Source organism: Kineococcus rhizosphaerae (genome assembly GCF_003002055.1).
GTDB classification, from domain to species: domain Bacteria; phylum Actinomycetota; class Actinomycetes; order Actinomycetales; family Kineococcaceae; genus Kineococcus; species Kineococcus rhizosphaerae.
On record NZ_PVZF01000001.1, the window covers coordinates 807,476 to 828,371 of the forward strand.

Genomic DNA, 20,896 nt, shown 5'->3' on the forward strand with positions numbered 1-20,896 from the left:
CCCGACGAGAGCGGAGGACTCCGGTGGCGGAGAAGCAGACGATCCTGGGCCGCATCGCGCAGCTGGCGCGGGCCAACGTCAACGCCCTGCTCGACGCGGCCGAGGACCCGCGCAAGCTGCTGGACCAGATGGTCCGCGACTACTCGAACAACATCGCCGAGGCCGAGGCCGCGATCGCCCAGACCATCGGCAACCTGCGGCTGGCCGAGGCCGACCGCGACGACGACGTCGCCGCCGTGCGGGAGTGGGGCGCCAAGGCCGCCGCGGCCTCGGCCAAGGCGGACAGCCTGCGCGCGGCGGGGCAGATCACCGAGGCCGACCGCTTCGACGAGCTCGCCAAGGTCGCCCTCAAGCGGCAGATCTCCTTCGAGCAGGAGGTCAGCGCGGCCGAACCGCAGATCGCGGCCCAGACCGAGGTCGTCGCCAAGCTCAAGACGGGGCTGGCCTCGATGAAGGAGAAGCTGAGCGAGCTGCGGACCAAGCGGGACCAGCTCGTCGCCCGGGCCGCGGCGGCGCAGGCGCAGGCCCAGGTGCAGTCGACGCTCGGCTCCCTCAACGTGCTGGACCCGACGTCGGAGCTGTCCCGGTTCGAGGACCACGTGCGCCGCGAGGAGGCCCGCGTCGCCGGGCAGGCCGAGCTGCAGGCCGATTCACTCGACGCCCAGTTCGCCGCGCTGACCGACGCGTCCACCGACCTGGACGTGGAGGCGCGCCTCGCGGCGCTGAAGGCGGGGGGCTGAGCCGGGCCGGCGCGGCCGCCGCGGCGGGTCAGCCCGCCGCGGCCACGACCAGGACCGGCTTGGCCCCGCGCGCGGTGTCCTCCACGAGCGCGACGAGCGTGCCGTCGGGGGCGAAGGCCGCCACCGTCCCCGGCACGCCGCCGGCGGTGAGGAACCCGCCGTGCGCGAGGTTGGCCGCCTCCCGCTCGTCGACCTCGCGGACGGGGAACAGCCGGCGGGCCACGGCCGCCAGCGGCTCCACGCGGGGTTCGGCCTCGACCTGCTCCAGGGTCCGGGCCTGGTCGAGCGTGAATGGGCCGGAGCGGGTGCGGCGCAACGCCGTCAGGTGCCCCCCGACGCCCAGGGCGCGGCCGAGGTCGCGGGCCAGGGCCCGCACGTAGGTGCCGCTGGAGACCGCCACGACGACGTCGAGGTCGAGGAAGGGGCCGTCGGTGCGCCGCGCGAGGACGTCGAAGCGCGAGACCGTCACGGGCCGGGGCGGCAGGTCGATCTCCTCCCCGCCGCGCACCCGCGCGTAGCTGCGCCTGCCGTCGACCTTGATGGCGCTCACCGAGCTCGGCACCTGCTGGATCGGGCCGGTCAGCGCCGCGACCGCCGCGGCGACGGCGTCGTCCTCGTCGAGGCCCGTCGCGTCGACGGGCTCGCCGAGCGGTTCACCCTCGGCGTCGTCGGTGATCGTGGCGAGGCCGAGCCGCACCGTCGCGGTGTACTCCTTGTCGTGGGCGACGAGGTGGGTCAGGAACTTCGTCCCGCGGTTGGCGCCCAGGACGAGGACCCCCGTCGCGGCGGGGTCGAGGGTGCCCGCGTGCCCGACGCGGCGCGTCGACAGCAACCGCCGGCACCGTCCGACGACGTCGTGGCTCGTCCAGCCCGCGGGTTTGTCGACGACGAGGATCCCGTCCCCCACCCCGGTCCCCGCCCGGTCGCCGGCGCCGCTCACGCGAGCTTCGCCTGCAGCTCGGCGGCCGTGATGGTCGTGTTCGCGAGCGTCGTGAGCGCGTCGAGCTCGGGGTGGTTCCAGGAGTCCATGGCCAGCAGCACGTTGAGCAGCATGCCGTGCGCGATGAACCGGGTCGCGACCACGTCGTCGCCGAGGCGTTCGCGGGTGATGCGGTACACCGCGTCCATGCAGCGCCGGGTGGCCTCGCCGATGCCCGGCTCGGCGCTCGCGGTGAACCCGTGCAGGAGGACGAGCAGGACGTCGCGGTCCTCGACCAGACGCATGTACGCCTGCCCCAGGCACGCCTCGGCGGGCCCGTCGGCCGGGGCGTTCTCGAAGGCCTCCACGATGCGGTCGGCGACGCGGGCGAACAGGGCGTCCAGGAGGGGCTGCTTGCCGCCGAACGTCCGCACGACGTAGGGCTGGGAGACCCCGGCCTCGCGGGCGATGACGTCGGTGCTGGCCCCGGCCAGCCCGACCTGAGCGACCACCCGCCCGGCGGCGTCGAGGATCTGCTCGCGCCGGTCCTCCTTCGACATCCTGCGGACGGGTTCGGTGGTCACGGTTGACAAGGTATCAGTCGATGCCTAGCGTTCGAGGTAATCATCCGATGCCTTCTTCTGGGGGTCCCCGTGTCCACCACCACCCTCGAGCCCAGCCCCGCCGGGCCCGCCCCGACCCGACGCCGGGTCCACCCGGCGCTCGCGATCGTCGCCGCCGCCCTGCCCGTCTTCATGGCCACCCTCGACAACCTCGTCGTCACCGGGGCGCTGCCCGTGCTGCACCGCGACCTCGGCGCCTCCCTCGACCAGCTGCAGTGGGTCGTCAACGCCTTCAGCCTCACCTTCGCCACGCTCATGCTGGCCGCGGCCTCCGTCGGTGACCGGTTCGGGCGCCGACGCGTCTTCCTGGCCGGCGTCGTCGTCTTCACCCTCGCCTCGGCCGCCGCGGCCCTGGCCACCAGCCCCGAGCTGCTCATCGCCGCCCGGGCCGTGCAGGGCGCCGGGGCCGCCGCCATCACCCCGCTGTCCCTCGCGCTGCTGGCCGGGTCCGTCCCCCCGCAGCGCCGGGCCGCGGCCATCGGCATCTGGGGCGGGGTCAACGGCCTCGGCGTCGCCCTCGGGCCCGTCATCGGCGGCGCCGTCATCGACGGCCTGAGCTGGCACTGGATCTTCTGGCTCAACGTGCCCGTCGCCGTCGTGGCCCTGCCGCTGATCCTGCTCGCCCTGCCCGAGCAGCGCGGGCGCACCGGCCGCGTCGACGTCGCCGGGCTCGCGCTCGGGGGCGCCGCGGTCTTCGGGGTCGTCTGGGCCGTGCAGCACGCCGACGCCCACGGCTGGGGGTCGGCGGCCGTGCTCGTCCCCCTGCTCGCCGGACTGGCCCTGATCGCCGGGTTCGTCGCCCGCCAGGCCACCGCGGCCGCGCCCCTGCTGCCCCTGCGGCTGTTCCGCTCCCGCAGCTTCAGCGTCGCCAACGTGGTGATGTTCGCCTTCACGCTCGGCGCCATGGGCTCGGTGTTCCTGCTGACCCAGTACCTGCAGGTCTCCGGGGGGTACACCCCCTTCGAAGCCGGCCTGCGCACCCTGCCGTGGACGGCGGCCCCCATGGTCGTCGCCCCGCTCGCCGGGATCCTGGGGGGCCGGACCGGGTCGCGGCCGCTGCTGGTGGCGGGCCTGAGCGCCACCGCCGCCGGGCTGACGTGGATGGCCGTCGAGATCGGTCAGGGCGCCGGGTACGGCGCCCTCGTACCGGCCCTGGCGCTGGCCGGGATCGGCACCGGACTGGTCTTCGCGCCCGCCTCGACGGCCGTCCTGGCCGGTCTCGACGAGCACGACCACGCCACCGCGAGCTCGACCAACAACACGCTGCGCGAGATCGGCGTCGCCCTCGGCGTCTCGATCCTGACGCTGGTCTTCCAGCACGCCGGGGGTGACCTCACCCCGGACGGGTTCTCGGCCGGGACGCCGGACGCGGTCCTCGTCGGGGCCGGCGTCACCTTCGTCGGGGCCCTGGCCGCGCTGGCCCTGCCGCGCAAGGCCTGAGGCGGGCTCAGAACACCGACAGGGCCAGCCGGGCCATCACCGCCACCACCACGAGGAAGACGACCCCGAAGACGGCCACGACCACCCCGGTGACGCCGTGGCCGACGACGCTGCCGCCCTCGGCCCGCACGTGCGCGCGGTCGGGGGCGGCCGGGTCGTAGACGACCTGCGCGGCCCGGCCCGTGACGAAGGAACGGTTCCAGACCTGCTCGCCCACCACGACGACCTCCCGACCACCGGCGTCGAAGCGCACGATCGGCGAGAAGGTCATCCGGTGCTCGTGGTGGCTCGTGATCCGGTTGTCCACGACCGTACCCGTCGTCGTGACCCCCGCGGTGCCCAGGCGCGCCGCGTCCGCGGACCGGGCCCGGGCGCGCAGGGCCGAGCGCAGGCCGCCGACGACGACGGCCACGCCGACCAGGGCGATGAGGACGAACACCACCACGAAGAACGCCGGCACACCGGGGCCAGCGTCCAGGGCGGGCAGGTCGGGATCCACCACCCCAGCCTGCCACGCGACCTCAGGCGCGGTGGGGGTCTTCCCCGACCTCGTCCTCGTCGTCCGCCTCGTCGTCCGCCTCGTCGTCCGCCTCGTCGTCCCAGGCGTCGTCCTGGTCGGCGGGCTTCTTGTACGGGTCGGGCTCACCGGCGGGCTGGGCCCCCGCCGCCAGGGCCGCCACGCGGGCGTCCTGCTCGGCGGCCTTGGACAGCAGCTCGGTGATCTGCTGGGCGGTCTCGGGGACCTCGTCGGCGGTGAACGTCAGCGTCGGGGTCAGGCGGATGCCGGTGCGCCTGCCGACCTCCGAGCGCAGGACGCCCTTGGCCGACTCCAGGGCCATCCTGGTGCCCTGCTTCTCCTCGTCGCTGCCGAAGACCGTGTAGTACAGCGTGGCGTGCTGCAGGTCGTTCGTGACGCGGGCGTCGGTGATGGTGATGAACCCCAGGCGGGGGTCCTTGACACGCTTCTCCAGCGCGTCGGCGACGACGACCTTGATGCGGTCGGCGAGCTTGCGGGCGCGGGTGGGGTCGACCACGGGAAACTCCTGCGTTCTAGTCGTCCGACGACAGGAACTGCCGGCGGGCGGAGAGGATCTGGAACTCCGGGTGCGCCGCGACGAGTCGTTCGCAGCGGTCGAGCACGTCGGCGCAACGGGCGGCCTCGGCGGCCACGACGGCGACGGCCACCTCGGCCCGGCGGTGCAGGTCCAGGTGACCGGTCTCGGCGGCCGCGACCTCGAAGGACCGGCGCAGCTCGGCGACGAGCGGTCGCACGACGCTGCGCTTGCCCTTGAGGGAGTGGACGTCGCCGAGGAGCAGGTCGACGGTCAGGGTTCCGGTGAACATGGGTGTGCGCTGGTTCTCAGCGGGGTGACAGCCGGGGCGGGACCGCGACGGTCCCGCCCCGGCCACCGGGTCGTGGGCTCAGCCGATCAGCTGCGCGCCTTCTCCTGCATCTCGTACGTCTCGATGACGTCGTCGATCTGGAGGTCGTTGTACGAGCCCAGGCCGATACCGCACTCGTAGCCCTCGCGGACCTCGGTGGCGTCGTCCTTGAAGCGGCGCAACGACTCGATGGTGAGGTTGTCCCCGTGCACGACACCCCGGCGCAGCACGCGCGCCTTGGTGTTGCGCCGGATGAGACCCGACCGGACGAGGCAACCGGCGATGTTGCCGAACTTCGACGAGCGGAAGATCTCGCGGACCTCCGCCGTGCCGAGCTGGACCTCTTCGAACTCGGGCTTCAGCAGACCCTTCAGGGACGCCTCGACGTCCTCGATGGCCGCGTAGATGACCGAGTAGAAGCGGATGTCGACGCCCTCGCGGTCGGCGTACTCCTTGGTCTGCTGCTCCGGGCGCACGTTGAACCCGATGATGATCGCGTTCGAGGCGACGGCGAGGTTGACGTTGTTCTTCGTCACCGCACCGACCCCGCGGTCGATCACCCGCAGCTCGACCTCGTCGCCGACGTCGATCTTGAACAGCGCGTCCTCGAGGGCTTCGACCGAACCCGCACCGTCACCCTTGAGGATGAGGTTGAGGCTCTCGACCTTGCCCCGCTCCAGAGCGGCGGTGAAGTCCTCCAGCGTGATGCGCTTGCGCGCCTTCGCCAGGGCCGCGTTGCGCTCCTGCGCCTCGCGCTTCTCCGCGATCTGACGCGCGGTGCGGTCGTCCGGAGCGGCCAGGAACGTGTCCCCGGCCCCGGGGACCGACGTCAGGCCCAGGACCTGGACCGGACGCGACGGGGTCGCCTCGTCGACGTTGTCGCCGTTCTCGTCGATCATCGCGCGGACGCGGCCGTAGCCGGTGCCGGCGACGATCGCGTCACCGACGCGCAACGTGCCCGACTGGACCAGGACGGTGGCGACGGGGCCGCGGCCCTTGTCGAGGTTGCCCTCGATCGCCACACCGCGAGCGTCCTTGTCAGGGTTCGCGCGCAGGTCCAGCGAGGCGTCGGCCGTGAGCAGGACCGCTTCGAGCAGCTCGTCCAGACCCATGCCCTGCTTCGCCGAGACGTTGACGAACATCGTGTCGCCGCCGTACTCCTCGGCCACCAGGTTGTACTCGGTGAGCTGCTGCCGGACCTTGTCCGGGTTCGCGCCCTCCTTGTCCACCTTGTTGACCGCGACGACGATCGGGACGTCGGCCGCCTGGGCGTGGTTGAGCGCCTCGATGGTCTGGGGCATCACGCCGTCGTCGGCCGCGACCACGAGGATCGCGATGTCGGTGACCTTGGCACCGCGCGCACGCATGGCCGTGAAGGCCTCGTGACCCGGGGTGTCGATGAAGGTGATCGGACGTTCGATCCCCTCGTGCTCCTTGACGACCTGGTAGGCCCCGATGTGCTGGGTGATCCCACCGGCCTCCTTGGCCACCACGTCCGAGGACCGGATGGCGTCGAGGAGCTTGGTCTTCCCGTGGTCGACGTGACCCATGACGGTCACGACCGGCGGGCGCGCCTCGAGCTCGTCGTCGCCCTCGGCCTCCAGCTCGGCGTCGAGGTCGATGGAGAAGCCCGCGAGCAGCTCGCGCTCCTCGTCCTCGGGCGAGACGACCTCGATGACGTACCCGAGCTCGTTGCCGAGCACCTGGAACGTGTCCTCGTCGAGGGACTGGGTCGCGGTCGCCATCTCACCGAGGTGGAACAGGACCGTGACCAGCGCCGCGGGGTCGACGTCGATGCGCTCGGCGAAGTCGCTCAGCGACGCGCCGCGGCGGATGCGCACGACGGTCGTGCCGTCGCCGCGACGGACCGAGACGCCACCGGGCGTCGGGGCCGCCATCGCCTCGAACTCCTGGCGCTTGGCCCGCTTGGACTTGCGCCCGCGCGCCGGCTTGCCCCCGGCGCGACCGAACGCGCCCTGGGTACCGCCGCGGTTGCCGGGACGGCCACCGCCACCGGGACGACCGGCGAAGCCGCCGCCACCGGCACCGGGGGCACCGCCACCGGGACGACCGGCGTACCCGCCACCGCCGCCGCGACCGCCGCCGGGGCCACCACGGCCCGGGGCGCCGGGACGACCGGCACCGGCACCCGGACGGCCGACCGTCGGACGCGCCGGCATCATGCCCGGGTTCGGACGGGGTCCACCCGGACGGGGACCACCCGGACCGGGCGCACCGCCGGGACGCGGTCCCTGGGGACGGGGCATGCCCTGGTTGGCCGCGAACGGGTTGTTGCCCGGACGCGGGGCACCGCCCTCGCGCTGCGGCCGGGGCATGCCCTGGCTCGTCGCGAAGGGGTTGTTGCCCGGACGCGGGGCACCCGCACCGGGACGGGGCGCACCACCGGGGGCACCGGCACCGCCGGGACGACCCTGACGGTCACCCTGCGGACGGTCACCGCGCGGACGGTCGCCACCGGGACGCTCGCCGCGCTCGGGACGCTCGCCACCCGGACGCGGACCGCGGGCACCGGGACCACCCTGACCGGGCGCACCTGGACGGGCACCGGGACCACCGGCACCGGGGCGGGCCCCCGGACGCGGGCCCTGGCCGGGACCACCCGAGGCGGGCGGGGTGGACGGACGCGCACCCGGGGTGGGGCGCTGACCCGGGGCGGCCGGACGCTGGGCGGCGGGCCGCTCGGCCGGAGCCGGGGCGGGCGCCTGGAACGCCGGGGTGGCCGCGGGGGCGGGGTTCGAGGCCGCGGGGGCCTGCGGAGCCGGCGTCGGCGCGGACGCCGGAGCCGGGGTCGCCTCAGCGGCCGGGGCCGCGGGCGCCGGAGCCGCGGGGGCGGGTGCGGCCGGGCGGGCGGCCGGAGCCGGACCCGGGCGGGCGCCCTGCGGCAGGCGCGGACCCGGCTTCGCCGCCGGGGCCGGACGGGTCGACGGCGCAGCGCCGCCCCCGTTGGGGAACTTCTCCTTCAGCCGCCGGATGACCGGCGGTTCGACGGTCGAGCTCGCGGAACGCACGAACTCGCCCATCTCCTTGAGCGTGGTCAGCACGACCTTGCTCTCGACTCCGAACTCCTTGGCGAGCTCGTAGACCCGGACCTTTGCCACATCTCTCCTGTCTCGGTCCGGGCTCGTCTCTACCGGGCGCGGACCGTCATCAGTCGGGGGGATTCATCGCTGGAGACTCATCGGGTGCTCATCAGCTGTTCGACCCGCTCTCATCGGTGGTGGTGGACACGACGGCCCCGGGCGGGTGCCGGTCCAGGAAGGACCGTACGCCCGAGGTGTCGAGGGGAGCCGCGCGGCGCAACGCGCGGGGCCAGGCCCTGCGCTTGTCCGCCAGCTCCAGGCACGCGGTGCTCTGGTGCAACCACGCGCCCCTGCCCGGGAGCCTGCGCCGCGCGTCGACGAGGAGGTGACCCTCCGCGTCCGGTGCGACGACGACTCTCAGCAGCGACGGCCGGTCACCCCGGCGGCGGCAGCCGACGCAGGTGCGCTGCGGGTGCAGCGCGGGCTCGGCGGACCGCCGGTCGGTAGGACCGGTCGCAGGCAGTGTAACGATGGGGAACAGTCTAGCCTTCCCGCTCAGCCCTCGCTCGACCGCTCCACCTGGGTGTCCGGGCGGATGTCGATGCGCCAGCCCGTGAGCTTGGCGGCCAGCCGGGCGTTCTGGCCCTCCTTGCCGATGGCCAGGGAGAGCTGGTAGTCGGGCACGACGACGCGCGCCGAGCGCGCCGCGAGGTCGACGACCTCGACCGAGCTGACCCGCGCGGGCGACAGCGCGTTGCCGACGAACTGCGCCGGGTCCTCGCTGTAGTCGACGATGTCGATCTTCTCGCCGCGCAGCTCGGCCATCACGGCGCGCACGCGCTGCCCCATCGGGCCGATGCACGCGCCCTTGGCGTTGACGCCCGGGCGCGTGGCGTGCACGGCCATCTTCGAGCGGTGCCCGGCCTCGCGCGACAGGGCCGTGATCTGCACGGTGCCGTCGGCGATCTCGGGGACCTCGAGGGCGAAGAGCTTGCGGACCAGCTGGGGGTGCGAGCGCGACAGCACGACCTGCGGACCCTTCGGGCCCTTCTTCACGCTCACGACGAAGCACCGGATGCGCGAGCCGTGCTCGTACTTCTCCCCCGGCACCTGCTCGGCCGGCGGCAGGACGCCCTCGAGCGTGCCGAGGTCCACCTGGACCATCCGCGGGTCGCGGCCCTGCTGCACGATCCCGGAGACGATCTCGCCCTCGGTGTCGGCGAACTCGCCGAGCACGGCGTCGTCCTCGGCGTCGCGCAGGCGCTGCAGGATGACCTGGCGCGCCGTGGCGGCCGCGATCCGGCCGAAACCGCTGGGCGTGTCGTCGAACTCACCGACGACGGTCCCGTCGTCGTCGCGCTCCTTGGCCCAGACCCGGACCTCGCCGCTGGTGCGGTCGAGCTCGATGCGGGCGTCGGGGTGCGCCTTGTGGTCGGTGTGCTCGGTGCGGTGGTAGGCCACCATGAGCGCCTGCTCGATGGCGCGCACGAGCGTGTCGAAGGAGATCTCCTTCTCGCGCTCCAGCAGCCTCAGCGCGGACATGTCGATGTTCACTGCTCGTCCTCGTCCGTCTCGTCCAGCTCGTCGGTCTCGTCCTCGTCCGCCACGAGGTCCTCGATGTCCTGCCCCGGCCGGCGGAACTCGACCTGCACCTCGCCGCGGACCAGGTCCGCCCAGGCCAGGTCGTGCGCGGCCCCGACGTCCTTGGCGCGCGGCGGCTTGCCCTTGACCATCTGCGGTTCCCCCGTGCCGTGCACGCCGTCGGCGTCCACGGACTCCACCCGCACGAGCACCGCGCCGCCGTCGGCGAGCACGGCGCGCACGAGCCGGCCCCGGGCCCGCGACCAGTGCCGCGGCGTCGTCAGCGGCCGGTCGACCCCGGGCGAGGTGACCTCGAGGGTGTAGGGCACGTCCCCCAGCGCGTTCGCGTCGTCCAGGGCCGCGGACACGGCCGTGGAGGCGGCGGCCACGGCGTCGAGGTCGATCTCGCCGGGTTCGTCACCGGCCCCGTCGACGACGACGCGCACGACCCGGCGACGGCCGGCGGTGCTCACGTCGACGTCGTCGAGGACGAGGACGGCACCGAGCTCGGTCCCGGGGGCGAACACGGGGGTCAGGACCGCGGTCACGGTCTCCTCGAGCGTCGACACGACGGCTCCTCCCTGTTCTCGAGTTGTCAGAGGTGCCGGGGCCGGTGCGGGACCGGGCCGGGCACGACCGCCCATCCTAGGGGCTGCGCGAGGCAGGTTCGGCAGCCGAGCGGGGCCCTGGCACGATCGGTCCCCGTGCCCCGCCCGCGTCCGGTCCCCCTCTCCCGCCGCGCCCTGCTCGGCCCCCTCGCGGCCGTCGCGCTCGGGGTGAGCGGGTGCGGGGTCCGCTGGGTGCCCGGACCGGAGGCGACCCCCACCGCGCAACCCGGCCCCGACGACGACGCGCGCGAGGCCGCCGTGGCCTCCAGCCGCGACCTGCTCACCCTGCTGAGCAGCGCAGCGACCGGCGCCGAGCCCCTGCGAACCGCTGCGCTGCAAGGGGTCCAGGTGGTCCAGGCCCACCTCGTCGCCCTCGGGGGCGACCCCGCCACGCCCACCCCGACCGGCCCGGCCACCGACGCCGGGACGGTCGCGGACCGGCTGGCCACCGGCGCCGGGACGGTGCTCGCCCTCGCCACCTCGACGGGGGCGGTCGTGGGCGGTGCGACGGCCCGGCTGCTGGTCTCGCTCGCGGCCTCCCGCGCGGTCCTGGCCGACGCCGTGGCCGCCGCGACGGGCACCGGGCCCGCACCCGACCCGGTCCCCCCGACGGGCGAACCGACCCCGGCACCCCCCGCGCCCACGACCGCCACGACCCCCGCGGGCCCGCCCACCGGTGAGGCGGAGAACCCCGGCACCGCGGCGCTGCAGCGGGCCCTGGCCGGCGAGCACGCCGCCGTCCACGGCTACGCCCTGGTCGTCGCCCGCCTGCCCGAGCCCCGCCGCACCGAGGCCGCGGGCGACCTGCAGGCCCACCGCACCGCCCGCGACGACCTCGTCGACCTGCTCACCGCCCGGGGGGCCACCCCGGTCCAGGCCGCGGCCGGCTACGACGTCGCCGCCCCCACCGCGCAGGCCGCGCTCGCCCTGGCGGCCTCGATGGACGAACGTCTCGCGACGCTGTACGCGGACGTCGTCGCGGCCTCCACCCCGGACCGCGACGCCTGCGGCCGGGCGGTGCTGACCGCGGCCCGCCGCGCCCACCGCTGGGGGTCGTCGGTGCTCGCCTTCCCCGGTTCCCCCGAGCTCGGCGAGGACGGCTCGCCCGCCCCCACCACGGAGCCGGCGGGGAGTCCCACCACGAGCCGCACCCCCTGAACGGGCGGCCGGAACCGGCTGCGAGACTGCGCGCGAGATGAGCACACGACCTGCGGACCCCCGCGACGGAGCACCGCTGCGCGACACGACCTCGCTGCGCGTGATGACCTGGAACGTGTGGTGGCGGTTCGGGGACTGGCGGGCGCGCCGCGAGGCCCTGCTGGCCGTGCTGCGCGCCGAGGACCCCGACGTCGTGGGCCTGCAGGAGGTGTGGGCCGACGCGGACGAGAACCTCGCGCACTGGCTGGGCGCCGAGCTCGGGATGCACGTCGCGTGGTCGCCCTCGCCCGCCCCCGAGCGCTGGCGCCGGCGGCTGCTGTTCAACGGCGAGGACCCCGCCGTCGCCAACTCCGTGGAGTTCGGCAACGCGGTGCTGTCCCGGTGGCCGTTCCTGTCCGAGGAGGCCGTGGACCTGCCCGGCGGCGGCTGGGAGGACGAGGGCCGCACCGCCCTGCAGGTCCTCGTCGACGCCCCGCGCCGCCCGCTGCCGTTCACCACGACGCACCTGAACTCCTCCCCCGCCGAGTCGGCGGTCCGGGTGGCGCAGGTGCGCGAGCTCGTGCCGTTCGTCGCCGCGGGGCGGGTCAGGGACGAGCGCTACCCGCCCGTGCTGACCGGCGACTTCAACGCCGTCGCCGAGTCCGACGAGCTGCGCCTGTGCCACGGCTACCTGACGCCCGGGCCCGTCCCGGGGTTCGTGCTCGTCGACTCCTGGCGGTTCGCCGACCCGCGCGACCCGGGGTTCACCTGGGACCGCGCGAACCCCTTCGTGGCCCGCGTCCACCAGCCCAGCGCGCGCATCGACCACGTCCTGGTCGGGCTGGCCCCCTTCAGCGGCGTGGGCTCGGTGCGCGACGTGCGCCTCGCGGCGACCGCACCCGTCGACGGGGTGTGGGCCAGCGACCACGCGGCCGTCGTGGTGGACCTCGAAGCCTGACCCCGTCGCGCCGGGCGGTCCTCAGACCGCGGTGTAGCCGCCGTCGATGACGATGTCCTGCGCCGTGAGGTAGCCGGAGGAGTCCCCGGCGAGGAACGTCACGAGCCCGGACAGGTCGGTGGGCAGGGCCATCCGGCCCTGCGGGATCCGTGCTTCCCAGTCGGCCCGCAGGGCGGGGTCGCGCTCGAGGATCGCCCGCGTCAGGTCGGTCAGCACGTAGCCGGGGGAGATCGAGTTGACCCGGATCCCCGAGGCCGCCCACTCGACCGCCAGCGACCTGCCCAGGTGGGCGACGGCGGCCTTGGAGGCGTTGTACGAGGCGGCCCACTGCGGGACGTTGACGATGGAGCCCGACATCGAGGCGATGAGGACGGCACTGCCCGGCAGCCCCTGGCGCAGCAGCTGCTCGGCGAAGGCCTGGGCCGCGAAGAACGTCCCCGTGAGGTTGACGTCGATCACCTTGCGCCACTGCGCAGCCGTGACGTCGACCGAGTCGCCGTTGATCTCGATGCCCGCCGCGGTGAGCAGGACCTGGGGGGTGCCGAGCTCCTCGGTGACCGAACGCACCGCGGCGCGCACCGCGTCCTGGTCGGTGACGTCGACGCGGTGCCCGACGGCCCGGACGCCGAACTCCTCGGCGACGGCCCCGGCCGCCTCCTGCACGTTCTCCAGCAGGTCGACGAGGGCGACGTCCGCGCCCTCGGCCGCGAAGGCGCGCGCGAGGGTGAGACCGATGCCGCGGGCACCGCCGGTGACGAGTGCGGTGCGGCCCTTCAGCGTGCTGTTCACGGGTTTCTCCTCAGGTCGGTGAGCGGTTCGGTGAGCGGTTCGGTGGTAGGTCCGGTGGTGGTGCGGAACGCGTCCCACCCGCTCCGGGTCGCGGCGATGAACGCCCGGGCGGCCCCGGCGGGGTCCGGGGCGGTGAGGACGCCGCTGGTGGATCCCGTGCCGTCGGCGCCGGCGGCGAGGACGGCGCGGGCGGTGCGGGGCGAGGCCACGCCCCCGGCGTGCATCACGAGCACGCCCGGGTTCGCCCGCCGGAGGGCGGCGGTGGACCCGCCGATCCAGTCCCGGGGCCCGTCGGCGGCGGTCCCGATCAGGTCGGGGGGCTCGTAGAGCACGACGTCGCACCCGCGCGCGACGTCGAGGGCGGCCTCGGTGGTCCCGGCGCAGACCACGGTGGCCAGACCCACCTCCCGGGCCCGCTCCAGGCAGCGCTGCAGGTCGGCGGGGTCGAGCCGGTCGGCCTCGTGGTCGAGCAGCACGCCCGCCGCGCCGGCGTCGACGAGCGCCTCGGCCGTCACCCGGTTCACCGACGGCCCCGGGCGGTCGGTGTCCATCCCCTGGGCCAGGACGACGACCCCCGCGCCGAGCCGCTGCACCGGGGCGACGAAGGCGGTGGGGACGGTGAGCAGCACCTCCACGCCGTGCTCGGCCCCGGCCCGGCCCGCTGCGACCGCCAGGGCCTCCAGCGCGGGCAGCCGCAGCAGGTTCTTCGGGCCGATCTCGAAGAACGGAGCGGTGATCACGCGGCGATCAGCCCGCGCAGGCGGGCCACCGTCGGCGGCAGCGAGAGCGCGGGATCACCCTCGGTCGAGCACTCGAGGTTCAGCGCCCCCGCGTACCCGATGTCGCGCAGGGCCGCGAAGACCTCCTCCCACTCCAGCAGCCCGTGCCCCGGCAGCAGCCGGTTGCTGTCCCCGAGGTGGACGTGCGCGACGTGGTCGCCCGCCCGGCGCAGGGCCGCGCCGAGGTCGGACTCCTCCAGGGACAGGTGGAACGTGTCGGGCAGCAGCCCCGCGTTGGGGTGAGCGACCTCCTCCAGGATCGCGAGGTTGTCCTCCACGCGGTTGAGGTAGCGGCTCTCGTAGCGGTTCAGGGGTTCGAGCAGGACCCGTCCCGCGGTCCCGGTCACGACCTCCAGGAGCTCGCGGTAGAAGGTGCAGAAACCCTCCCGCTGCCCGGCGTCGAGCTGCTGGAAGGGGTGGAACAGCGGCAGCGGGTCCTGGGGTCCGTACTCGAACTCGATCTCGGTGACGGCCCCCAGCTCGGCGCACACCCCGGCCGCCTCCCGGTACATCGCCCGGCACCGGGCCCGCAGGTCGAGGTCGGGGTCCATGGCCTTGCCGTAGACGGCGTCGGTCAGCACGAACTCCACGGGGCGCACCCCCGTGGCGGCCTCCAGGCCCACGAGTTCCGCCCGGACGGCGGGGGTCCAGTCCGCCAGCGGCCAGAACACGGCGAGGGCGTCGAAACCCCACTGCCGCAGCAGCCGGGCCTTCTGGGTCAGGGTCCCTGCCGGGACCATCGGTGAGGAGCAGGCGAGCAGCACGGGTCGGTCCTCCGCGATCGGTGGGGTCGTGGGTCGGGTCGTCGGCCGGGTCATAGGCCGAACAACCGGGTGAGGTGGTCCTCGAACCGCGCGTAGCGTCGTGCGCGGTCGGGGCCGTGGTGGGCCCGGTACCGGGTCGGGGCGGGTACCGGTGCCGGTGCCTCGTCGAGGTCGCCGAGGCGGCCCGCGGCGACGAGGGCCAGCACGGCGGCGCCCCGGCAGGTCGCCTCCCGCTCCGCGGGGACCAGGAGGTCCACACCGCACACGTCGGCCTTGAGCTGGTTCCAGTGCGCCGAACCCGCCCCGCCGCCGGTGGACACGATCTGGTGGACGCCGGTGCCGAGGTGGTCGACGGTGCGGCGCAGCAGGTGGGCGACCCCCTCCTGGACGGCGTGGGCGAGGTCGGCGCGGCCGTGGCCGAGGTCCAGGTCGAGGAAGGCCCCGTGGGCGTCCGGGAAGTAGTCGGGCGGGTTGACCCCCGTCAGGTAGGGGAGGAAGAACGGGGCCTCGCGTTCGGGCCGGTTCCGCAGGAGGTCCTCCAGCTCCTCGAACGCGATCCCGGCCAGACCTTCGCGGCGGAACCAGTCCAGGGCCACGGCGCCGCAGTCGATGCCGTCGAACAGCACGGTCTCCCCGGCCCGCAGCCCCGGGTGGTACGACACCCGCCGCGCGGGGTCGAACGTCCAGTCCTCGACGAGGACGGACAGCGACAGGACGGTCCCGGCGGACTCGCTGACGACCCCCGGGACGTAGGAGCCGGTCCCGGCCATGGCGCAGAAGTGGTCCAGCGCACCGGCGTTGACCCGGTAGGACTCCGCGGTCGGCAGCAGGTCGGCGACGGCCGGCAGCACGGGACCGAGGTCGGTGCCGGCGGGGACGACCTCGGCAAGGGCCTTCTCGGGCACGTCGAGGAAGTCCAGCAGTTCCGTCCACCACCGGCGGGCCCGGATGTCGTAGAGGTAGCTGAAACCCCGGGTCGTGAGCTCCCCGGCGCTCGTGCCGACGAGCCGGCGGACGAGGTCGTCCTTGACCATCAGCACCTGCGCGGCCGCGCGCAGGGTGGCGGGTTCGTGCTGGGCCAGCCAGCGCAGCTTGGCCGCCGGCCAGGTGGCGGTCGGGACGGGCTGCCCGGTGCGGGCGAAGGCGTCCTCGACGCCGAACTCCTCGCCGATCTCGCGGGCCTGCGCCGCGGCGCGAGCGTCCAGCCACGACAGCCCGGGACGCACGGGGCGACCGTCGGCGTCGTTGAGCACGAGGGACTCCGCCTGACCCGTCAGGCTCAGCACGGCCTCGTGCCCCCGCGGTTCGCCGGCGTCGCGGTGGCAGCGGTGGACGAGGTCGAGGACGGTGGCGAAGAGCGCGTCCGGCGAGAACTCCACGCGCTCGCCGGCCCGGTCGTACGTGGCCGGGGCGCAGGCCACGGCGAGGCGGTGCAGGTCCTCGTCGAACAGGACCACCTTGACGTTGGTGGTGCCCAGGTCGACGGCGTAGACCAGCACGCCTCAGTCCCCCAGCACGTGGAAGTGCACCGTGCGGGTGCGGGCCCGGACCGCGTCGAGGTCCCCGAACCACACCCGGCCGAACTCCCCCAGGACGAGACCGCCGTCGACGAGCGGGACGGTCTCGGAGCGCCCGAGGAGGCTGGACAGGATGTGCCCGTCGGTGTTGAGCCCCCACTGCGGGAGCTCGTCGCGCAGGCGGGCGGCGTTGGCGATGTGGACGGGTCCGGGGTGCAGGTACTGCCCCTCGTGCCGGGTCGGAGGGGCGATCTTCGCCAGTGCGTCCAGGGTGTCCTGCAGCAGGAACTGGGTCCCGTGGTAGGTGACGTCCTCGGACTCCTCCTGCAGCAGCACGCAGCAGCTGGTGTGCGCCGAGGACGCGACGGCCAGCCCGTCCCGGACCCCGGTGCCGCGGACGAACTCCTCGAACCGGTCGGTGACGTCGAAGAACTCCTGGCGGGCAGGGGTCTGGAGGGTGAGGGTGCCGTGCGCGCTGGTCATGAGCCGACCCTGACGGGGCCTTCCCCCGGACGGAAGGACGAAGTTACGATCGCGAGATAACGAAGGGTTATCGCAACGGAGGTGATCACCCGTGAACCGCGACGTCACCCTGCGGCTGCTGAGGTACTTCGAGACCCTCGGCCGGGAGCTGAACTACCGTCGCGCCGCCGAGCGGCTCTACATCTCCCAGCCGGCGCTGTCCTCGGCGATCCGCCAGCTCGAGGGCTCGGTGGGGGCGCGGTTGTTCGACCGCGACACCCACTCGGTGAGCCTGACGGAGGTGGGACGCGAGTGGTTGCCGCACGTGCGCTCGGCGCTGCGGGAGGTGGATTCCGCGCTCGACGCAGCGGCCTCGATCGTCGACAGCGCCCGGGTGCGGATCGGGTACCTCATCGGCACCGGGGCGGACCTGCTGTTCCAGCTGCTCGACGGCGTGGACCAGGCCCTGCCCGGCCTGACGGTCGAGACCACCGAGTTCGACTTCACCGATCCCAGCGCAGGTCTGGCCTCGGGGGCCTGCGACATCGCTCTGCTGCGCCCTCCCGTCGACGTGCCCGACCTGCAGTCCGTCGTGGTCGCCGAGGAGTCCTGGGTGGCGTGCCTGCCGCGCACGCACCGGCTGGCCGGGCGGACCGAGCTGCGGATCGAGGAACTGCTCGACGAGCCCCTCGTGGTGGCCCCGGGGTCGGCGGGGGTGTGGCGCGACTACTGGATGGCCTCCGACGCCCGCGGGGGCCGCCCCGCGCACGTCGCCGCCGAGGCCGCCACCTACGAGGCCGAGACCACCCTGATCGCCCGGGGGGTGGGCATCAGCTTCACCACCTCGTCCCTGCGCCGGCTCTACGACCGTCCGGGCATCCGCTTCGTCCCGATCCTCGACCGTCCCGTGAGCTACACCTGCCTGGCCTGGCGCCCGGACCGGCTCTCGGCGCCGGCCTGGCGCCTCGTGCAGCACCTGAGGGACCGGATCCCCGCCACGCGGGAGCACCCGTGATAACCACTGCCTAAGAGCTGATGCGAGTTTCGTCCTTCCGTGCGGGCGCGAGCGGCGGGTTCACTCCTCCACAACCCGCGGCGCGGCCGCCGGGTCACCCGACGAGACGAGGAGTTGCGCCATGACCGACCAGGTGAGGCCACCGCGCACCGACCTGGCGCCGCCCCCGCGCCGGATCGGGGAGGACGAGGACGACCGGCTGGCCGAGTTCGGGTACGAGCAGAAGCTGGACCGGTCGGTGGGCCGCGTCGCCTCCTTCGCGATCGGGTTCTCCACCATCAGCGCCACGACGGCCGTCTTCACCGGGTTCGGGGCCGGCTACCTCAACGCCGGGTCGCCGTTCATCTGGACGCTCTTCCTCGCCATCCCGGTCTTCCTGCTGTGGACGCTGATCGCCGCCGACGTCGCAGCCAAGATCCCGCTCGCCGGCTACGCCTACCAGTGGACGAGTCGGCTCAACGGGTCCAGCTTCGGCTGGTTCACCGGCGCCTGCGCGCTGTTCGGCTGGGTGAGCGGGATGACGAGCCTGGGGTACGTCTTCGCGGGGTACGTCGGCAGCGTGTTCGACTGGCGTCTCACGCAGGGCGGCCAGATCGGCATCGCCATGGCCGTGGTGAGCCTGTGCGTCCTGGTCAACGCCTACCGGGTGCGACTGGCCACCTTCATCAACAACATCGGGGTCGGGCTCGAGCTCGTCGTCACTCTCGGGGTGACGCTCGTGGTGGCCGTCGTGGCCTTCGCCGTCCCCGGCAACGCCCAGCCCCTGTCCTCGCTGTTCTCCGGCACGAGCCCGGACGCCGCGACGCCCTACGTCCTGGCCTGGCTCGCGGCCTCCCTCGGTCCCTTCTTCGGCCTGGTGGGGGTGGAGGCCGTCGCCGACGTGGCCGAGGAGACCCGCGACGCCCGCCGGGTGATCCCGCGCACCATGTTCTACGCCTTCGCGACGTCGTGCGTCATCGAGTTCGGCATGTACCTCGTGTACGTGCTGGCGATCAAGGACCCCACGGCGCTGGCGGACTCCCCCGCCCCGATCGAGGAGATCATCAGTCAGCAGCTCGGCCCGGTGTTCTCCCGCGTCGTCGTGGCGGTCGCCCTGACGAACATCCTGGTGTGCCTGCTGGCGAACGTCCTCGTCGGGACGCGCCTGCTGTACTCGCTCTCGCGCGACAACATGATGCCGTTCTCCCGGGCCCTGCGGCACGTGGACCCCACCCGCAAGACCCCCACCACGGCGGTGCTGACCCTGGGCGTCGTGTCGCTGCTGCTGCTGTCGTCGGCGCTGGTGAGCCAGCAGGCCTTCAACTACTTCCTCGGCATCGCGACGCTGGCGTTCTTCACCACCTACGTGCTGCAGACGGTCGGTCTGCTCGTGGCCACGCGGCGCGGGCGCATCCCCGCCGCCGAACCCGGGACCTTCGACCTCGGCCGGGCCCGGACCCCGCTGCTGGTCGTGAGCCTGGTGGTCTTCGCCGCCGTGGAGACCGCCCTGCTGTTCCTGCCCGCGTTCGCGGGCAACGGCTTCGTCTTCGCCGGCATCGTCGGCGTGGCGTTCGCGTGGTGGCTGCTCGCCCTGCGCCGGCGCCTGCGCCTGGGGCTGGCCGGGCCGCGCTTCGCGCAGGAGCACCCCGACGCACCGTGAGCTCACGGGACCCCGCTGCGGACCGGCCCGCGATCAGGCCCCGAGGGCCGTGAGGGACTCGTCCAGGGCCCGTACCACCGTGTCCACGTCACCGGCCGCGAAGACCAGCGGCGGGCGCAGCTTGAGGACGTTGCCGTGGGGCCCGGCGACCGAGGTGAGGACGCCGCGCTCGCGCAGCTCCTCCAGGACCGCCAGGGCCAGGTCGCGGTCCGGCTCGCGCGTCGAGCGGTCCGTGACGAGTTCGAGGCCGGTGAACAACCCCACCCCGCGGACGTCGCCCACGGCCTCGTGGGCGACGGCCAGCGCGTCCAGCGCGTCCCGGAACCGGGCGCCGACCTCGAGCGCGTGCTCCTGCAGGCCCTCCTCGCGCAGGACCCGCAGGACGGCGCGGGCGGCCGCCATCGAGACGGGGTTGCCGCCGAACGTGTTGAAGTACGGGACGCGGTCGCTGAAGGCCCGCAGCACGTCCTCGCGCGCGAACAGGCCCGAGACCGGGATGCCGTTGCCCATGGGTTTGCCCGTGGTCACGAGCTCGGGGACCAGCCCGTGCCGGGCGAACCCCCAGAACTCCTCCCCGGTCCGGGCGAACCCCGGCTGCACCTCGTCGGCGATGAACACGCCACCGGCGGCGCGCACCACGTCGACGGCCTCGGCGAGGAACCCGCGCCGCCCCGGCAGGACGCCGTCGGAGGAGAACACGGAGTCCGCGATGAACGCGGCGACGCCGAACCCGTCGGCCTGCAGGGACGCGACGGCCTCGCGCACGCGGTCGGCGAACCAGGGGCCGAGCCTGGCGGGCGGCAGGCCCTGCCGGTAGGCGTCGGGGGCGGGGACGAGGCGGGTGGTCGGGGCCAGGGGCTGGCCCGACCCCAGCGCCGGGGAGAAACCCGACGTCAGGTCGCTCGTCCCGTGGTACGCCTCGCTCGTGGCGATGACGCCGAGGTTCCCGCTGAACTCGCGCGCGACGCGGACCGCGAGGTCGTTGGCCTCCGAGCCCGTGCACTGGTACATCGCCTTCCACGTCCCCGGGGCGGGGACCGCGGGGAGCGTCGCGAGGATCTCGTCGGTGTAGTCGAGGATCGTCTCGTGCAGGTACCGCGTGTGCGTGTTCAGCTGCTGCAGCTGGGCCGTGACGGCCTCGACGACGGCCGGGTGGCAGTGCCCGATGCTGGCGACGTTGTTGTACAGGTCCAGGTACCGGCGCCCGTCGGCGTCGAACAGGTACTGCCCCTCACCCCGCACCAGGTGGACCGGCCGGCGGTAGAACAACCGGTAGGAACCCCCCAGGACCCGTTCGCGGCGCTGCGTCAGACCCCGCGCCGCCGGGTCGAGCCCCGCGGCGTGCTCGGACCGGAAGCTGTTGGTGTCCATGATGGTGGACCGGGTGGGGGTGCTCATGGTTCTCCTCGCGCTGCGCTCGACGTGGTGGCGCCCGAACCCTCACGGCGGTGGCTGTCGCCGCGATCCTGACGGCCGCCGGTGACCCGCTGGTTCGCCCCGC

Annotated in this window: 21 protein-coding genes; 6 read left to right on the forward strand and 15 right to left on the reverse strand. The window is 74.1% G+C overall.

The genetic code is table 11. The annotated features are described in order from the left end of the window. The first annotated feature begins 23 nt into the window (after window positions 1–23). Window positions 24–740, forward strand: coding sequence for a PspA/IM30 family protein (locus CLV37_RS03875; protein WP_106207067.1), 717 nt, complete (start codon window positions 24–26; stop codon window positions 738–740). Window positions 741–768: 28 nt separating this feature from the next. On the opposite strand, the gene truB is transcribed toward CLV37_RS03875, so the two are convergent. Both truB and CLV37_RS03885 read right to left on the reverse strand, forming a co-directional pair. After that, window positions 769–1,680 (reverse strand): tRNA pseudouridine(55) synthase TruB, encoded by a 912-nt coding sequence (gene truB / locus CLV37_RS03880; RefSeq protein WP_211298339.1) that lies wholly within the window; start codon window positions 1,678–1,680, stop codon window positions 769–771. Beyond that, entirely contained in the window at window positions 1,677–2,243 is a 567-nt protein-coding gene (locus tag CLV37_RS03885) for a TetR/AcrR family transcriptional regulator (RefSeq protein WP_106207069.1), read from the reverse strand. Before CLV37_RS03885 ends, truB begins: the two co-directional genes overlap by 4 nt. 69 nt (window positions 2,244–2,312) lie before the next feature. On the opposite strand from CLV37_RS03885, the gene CLV37_RS03890 reads away from it, so the two are divergent. Beyond that, complete coding sequence (locus CLV37_RS03890) at window positions 2,313–3,722, forward strand: DHA2 family efflux MFS transporter permease subunit (RefSeq protein WP_245885225.1); 1,410 nt, start codon at window positions 2,313–2,315, stop codon at window positions 3,720–3,722. Window positions 3,723–3,729: 7 nt separating this feature from the next. Here the strand turns inward: CLV37_RS03890 and CLV37_RS03895 are convergent, their stop codons facing one another. The 7 genes from CLV37_RS03895 to CLV37_RS03925 form a co-directional block, all read right to left on the reverse strand. Further along, on the reverse strand, window positions 3,730–4,221 hold the full coding sequence (locus CLV37_RS03895) for a DUF3592 domain-containing protein (RefSeq protein WP_170127038.1): 492 nt from the start codon (window positions 4,219–4,221) through the stop codon (window positions 3,730–3,732). 22 nt (window positions 4,222–4,243) lie between these two features. Continuing rightward, window positions 4,244–4,756, reverse strand: coding sequence for a 30S ribosome-binding factor RbfA (gene rbfA, locus CLV37_RS03900; RefSeq protein WP_106207073.1), 513 nt, complete (start codon window positions 4,754–4,756; stop codon window positions 4,244–4,246). A 16-nt stretch (window positions 4,757–4,772) separates the two neighbouring features. Continuing rightward, window positions 4,773–5,066: a DUF503 domain-containing protein gene (locus tag CLV37_RS03905; RefSeq protein ID WP_106207075.1), complete on the reverse strand. Its 294-nt coding sequence runs from the start codon at window positions 5,064–5,066 to the stop codon at window positions 4,773–4,775. 86 nt (window positions 5,067–5,152) lie between these two features. Next, a complete protein-coding gene (gene infB, locus CLV37_RS28380; protein ID WP_106207077.1) occupies window positions 5,153–8,224 on the reverse strand; it encodes a translation initiation factor IF-2 in 3,072 nt (1,023 codons plus the stop codon). Window positions 8,225–8,315: 91 nt separating this feature from the next. Further along, window positions 8,316–8,756 (reverse strand): YlxR family protein, encoded by a 441-nt coding sequence (locus tag CLV37_RS03915; RefSeq protein ID WP_211298380.1) that lies wholly within the window; start codon window positions 8,754–8,756, stop codon window positions 8,316–8,318. Further along, window positions 8,702–9,700, reverse strand: coding sequence for a transcription termination factor NusA (gene nusA / locus CLV37_RS03920; protein WP_106207079.1), 999 nt, complete (start codon window positions 9,698–9,700; stop codon window positions 8,702–8,704). The genes CLV37_RS03915 and nusA overlap by 55 nt, the downstream gene beginning before the upstream one ends. Continuing rightward, window positions 9,697–10,296 carry an LSm family protein gene (locus CLV37_RS03925; protein WP_211298340.1) on the reverse strand — a complete coding sequence of 200 codons (600 nt, stop codon included), beginning with the start codon at window positions 10,294–10,296 and terminating at the stop codon, window positions 9,697–9,699. The genes nusA and CLV37_RS03925 overlap by 4 nt, the downstream gene beginning before the upstream one ends. Window positions 10,297–10,431: 135 nt before the next feature. On the opposite strand from CLV37_RS03925, the gene CLV37_RS28035 reads away from it, so the two are divergent. Continuing rightward, window positions 10,432–11,493: a ferritin-like domain-containing protein gene (locus CLV37_RS28035; RefSeq protein ID WP_211298341.1), complete on the forward strand. Its 1,062-nt coding sequence runs from the start codon at window positions 10,432–10,434 to the stop codon at window positions 11,491–11,493. A 37-nt stretch (window positions 11,494–11,530) separates the two neighbouring features. Then, the gene (locus CLV37_RS03935; protein ID WP_106207083.1) at window positions 11,531–12,430 is read left to right on the forward strand and encodes an endonuclease/exonuclease/phosphatase family protein; all 900 of its coding nucleotides are present in this window, start codon (window positions 11,531–11,533) and stop codon (window positions 12,428–12,430) included. Between the two features lie 21 nt (window positions 12,431–12,451). On the opposite strand, the gene CLV37_RS03940 is transcribed toward CLV37_RS03935, so the two are convergent. From CLV37_RS03940 to CLV37_RS03960, 5 genes are read right to left on the reverse strand one after another with little or no spacing between them, the layout of a single operon-like run. Continuing rightward, window positions 12,452–13,219, reverse strand: a complete 768-nt coding sequence (locus tag CLV37_RS03940) for an SDR family oxidoreductase (RefSeq protein ID WP_106207085.1) — start codon at window positions 13,217–13,219, stop codon at window positions 12,452–12,454. Then, entirely contained in the window at window positions 13,216–13,959 is a 744-nt protein-coding gene (locus tag CLV37_RS03945; RefSeq protein ID WP_106207087.1) for a triose-phosphate isomerase, read from the reverse strand. The genes CLV37_RS03940 and CLV37_RS03945 overlap by 4 nt, the downstream gene beginning before the upstream one ends. Further along, window positions 13,956–14,762, reverse strand: coding sequence for a sugar phosphate isomerase/epimerase family protein (locus CLV37_RS03950; protein WP_170127039.1), 807 nt, complete (start codon window positions 14,760–14,762; stop codon window positions 13,956–13,958). The genes CLV37_RS03945 and CLV37_RS03950 overlap by 4 nt, the downstream gene beginning before the upstream one ends. A gap of 50 nt (window positions 14,763–14,812) precedes the next feature. Continuing rightward, window positions 14,813–16,261: an FGGY-family carbohydrate kinase gene (locus CLV37_RS03955; RefSeq protein ID WP_106207092.1), complete on the reverse strand. Its 1,449-nt coding sequence runs from the start codon at window positions 16,259–16,261 to the stop codon at window positions 14,813–14,815. A gap of 3 nt (window positions 16,262–16,264) precedes the next feature. Further along, window positions 16,265–16,762 carry a YjbQ family protein gene (locus CLV37_RS03960; protein WP_106207094.1) on the reverse strand — a complete coding sequence of 166 codons (498 nt, stop codon included), beginning with the start codon at window positions 16,760–16,762 and terminating at the stop codon, window positions 16,265–16,267. A 91-nt stretch (window positions 16,763–16,853) separates the two neighbouring features. On the opposite strand from CLV37_RS03960, the gene CLV37_RS03965 reads away from it, so the two are divergent. Next, window positions 16,854–17,756: a LysR family transcriptional regulator gene (locus CLV37_RS03965; RefSeq protein WP_211298342.1), complete on the forward strand. Its 903-nt coding sequence runs from the start codon at window positions 16,854–16,856 to the stop codon at window positions 17,754–17,756. 121 nt (window positions 17,757–17,877) lie between these two features. Next, window positions 17,878–19,395: an APC family permease gene (locus CLV37_RS03970; RefSeq protein ID WP_106207096.1), complete on the forward strand. Its 1,518-nt coding sequence runs from the start codon at window positions 17,878–17,880 to the stop codon at window positions 19,393–19,395. Between the two features lie 33 nt (window positions 19,396–19,428). Here CLV37_RS03970 and CLV37_RS03975 read toward each other — a convergent pair whose 3' ends face one another. Beyond that, window positions 19,429–20,793, reverse strand: a complete 1,365-nt coding sequence (locus tag CLV37_RS03975; RefSeq protein WP_106207098.1) for an aspartate aminotransferase family protein — start codon at window positions 20,791–20,793, stop codon at window positions 19,429–19,431. Window positions 20,794–20,896: the final 103 nt, after the last annotated feature.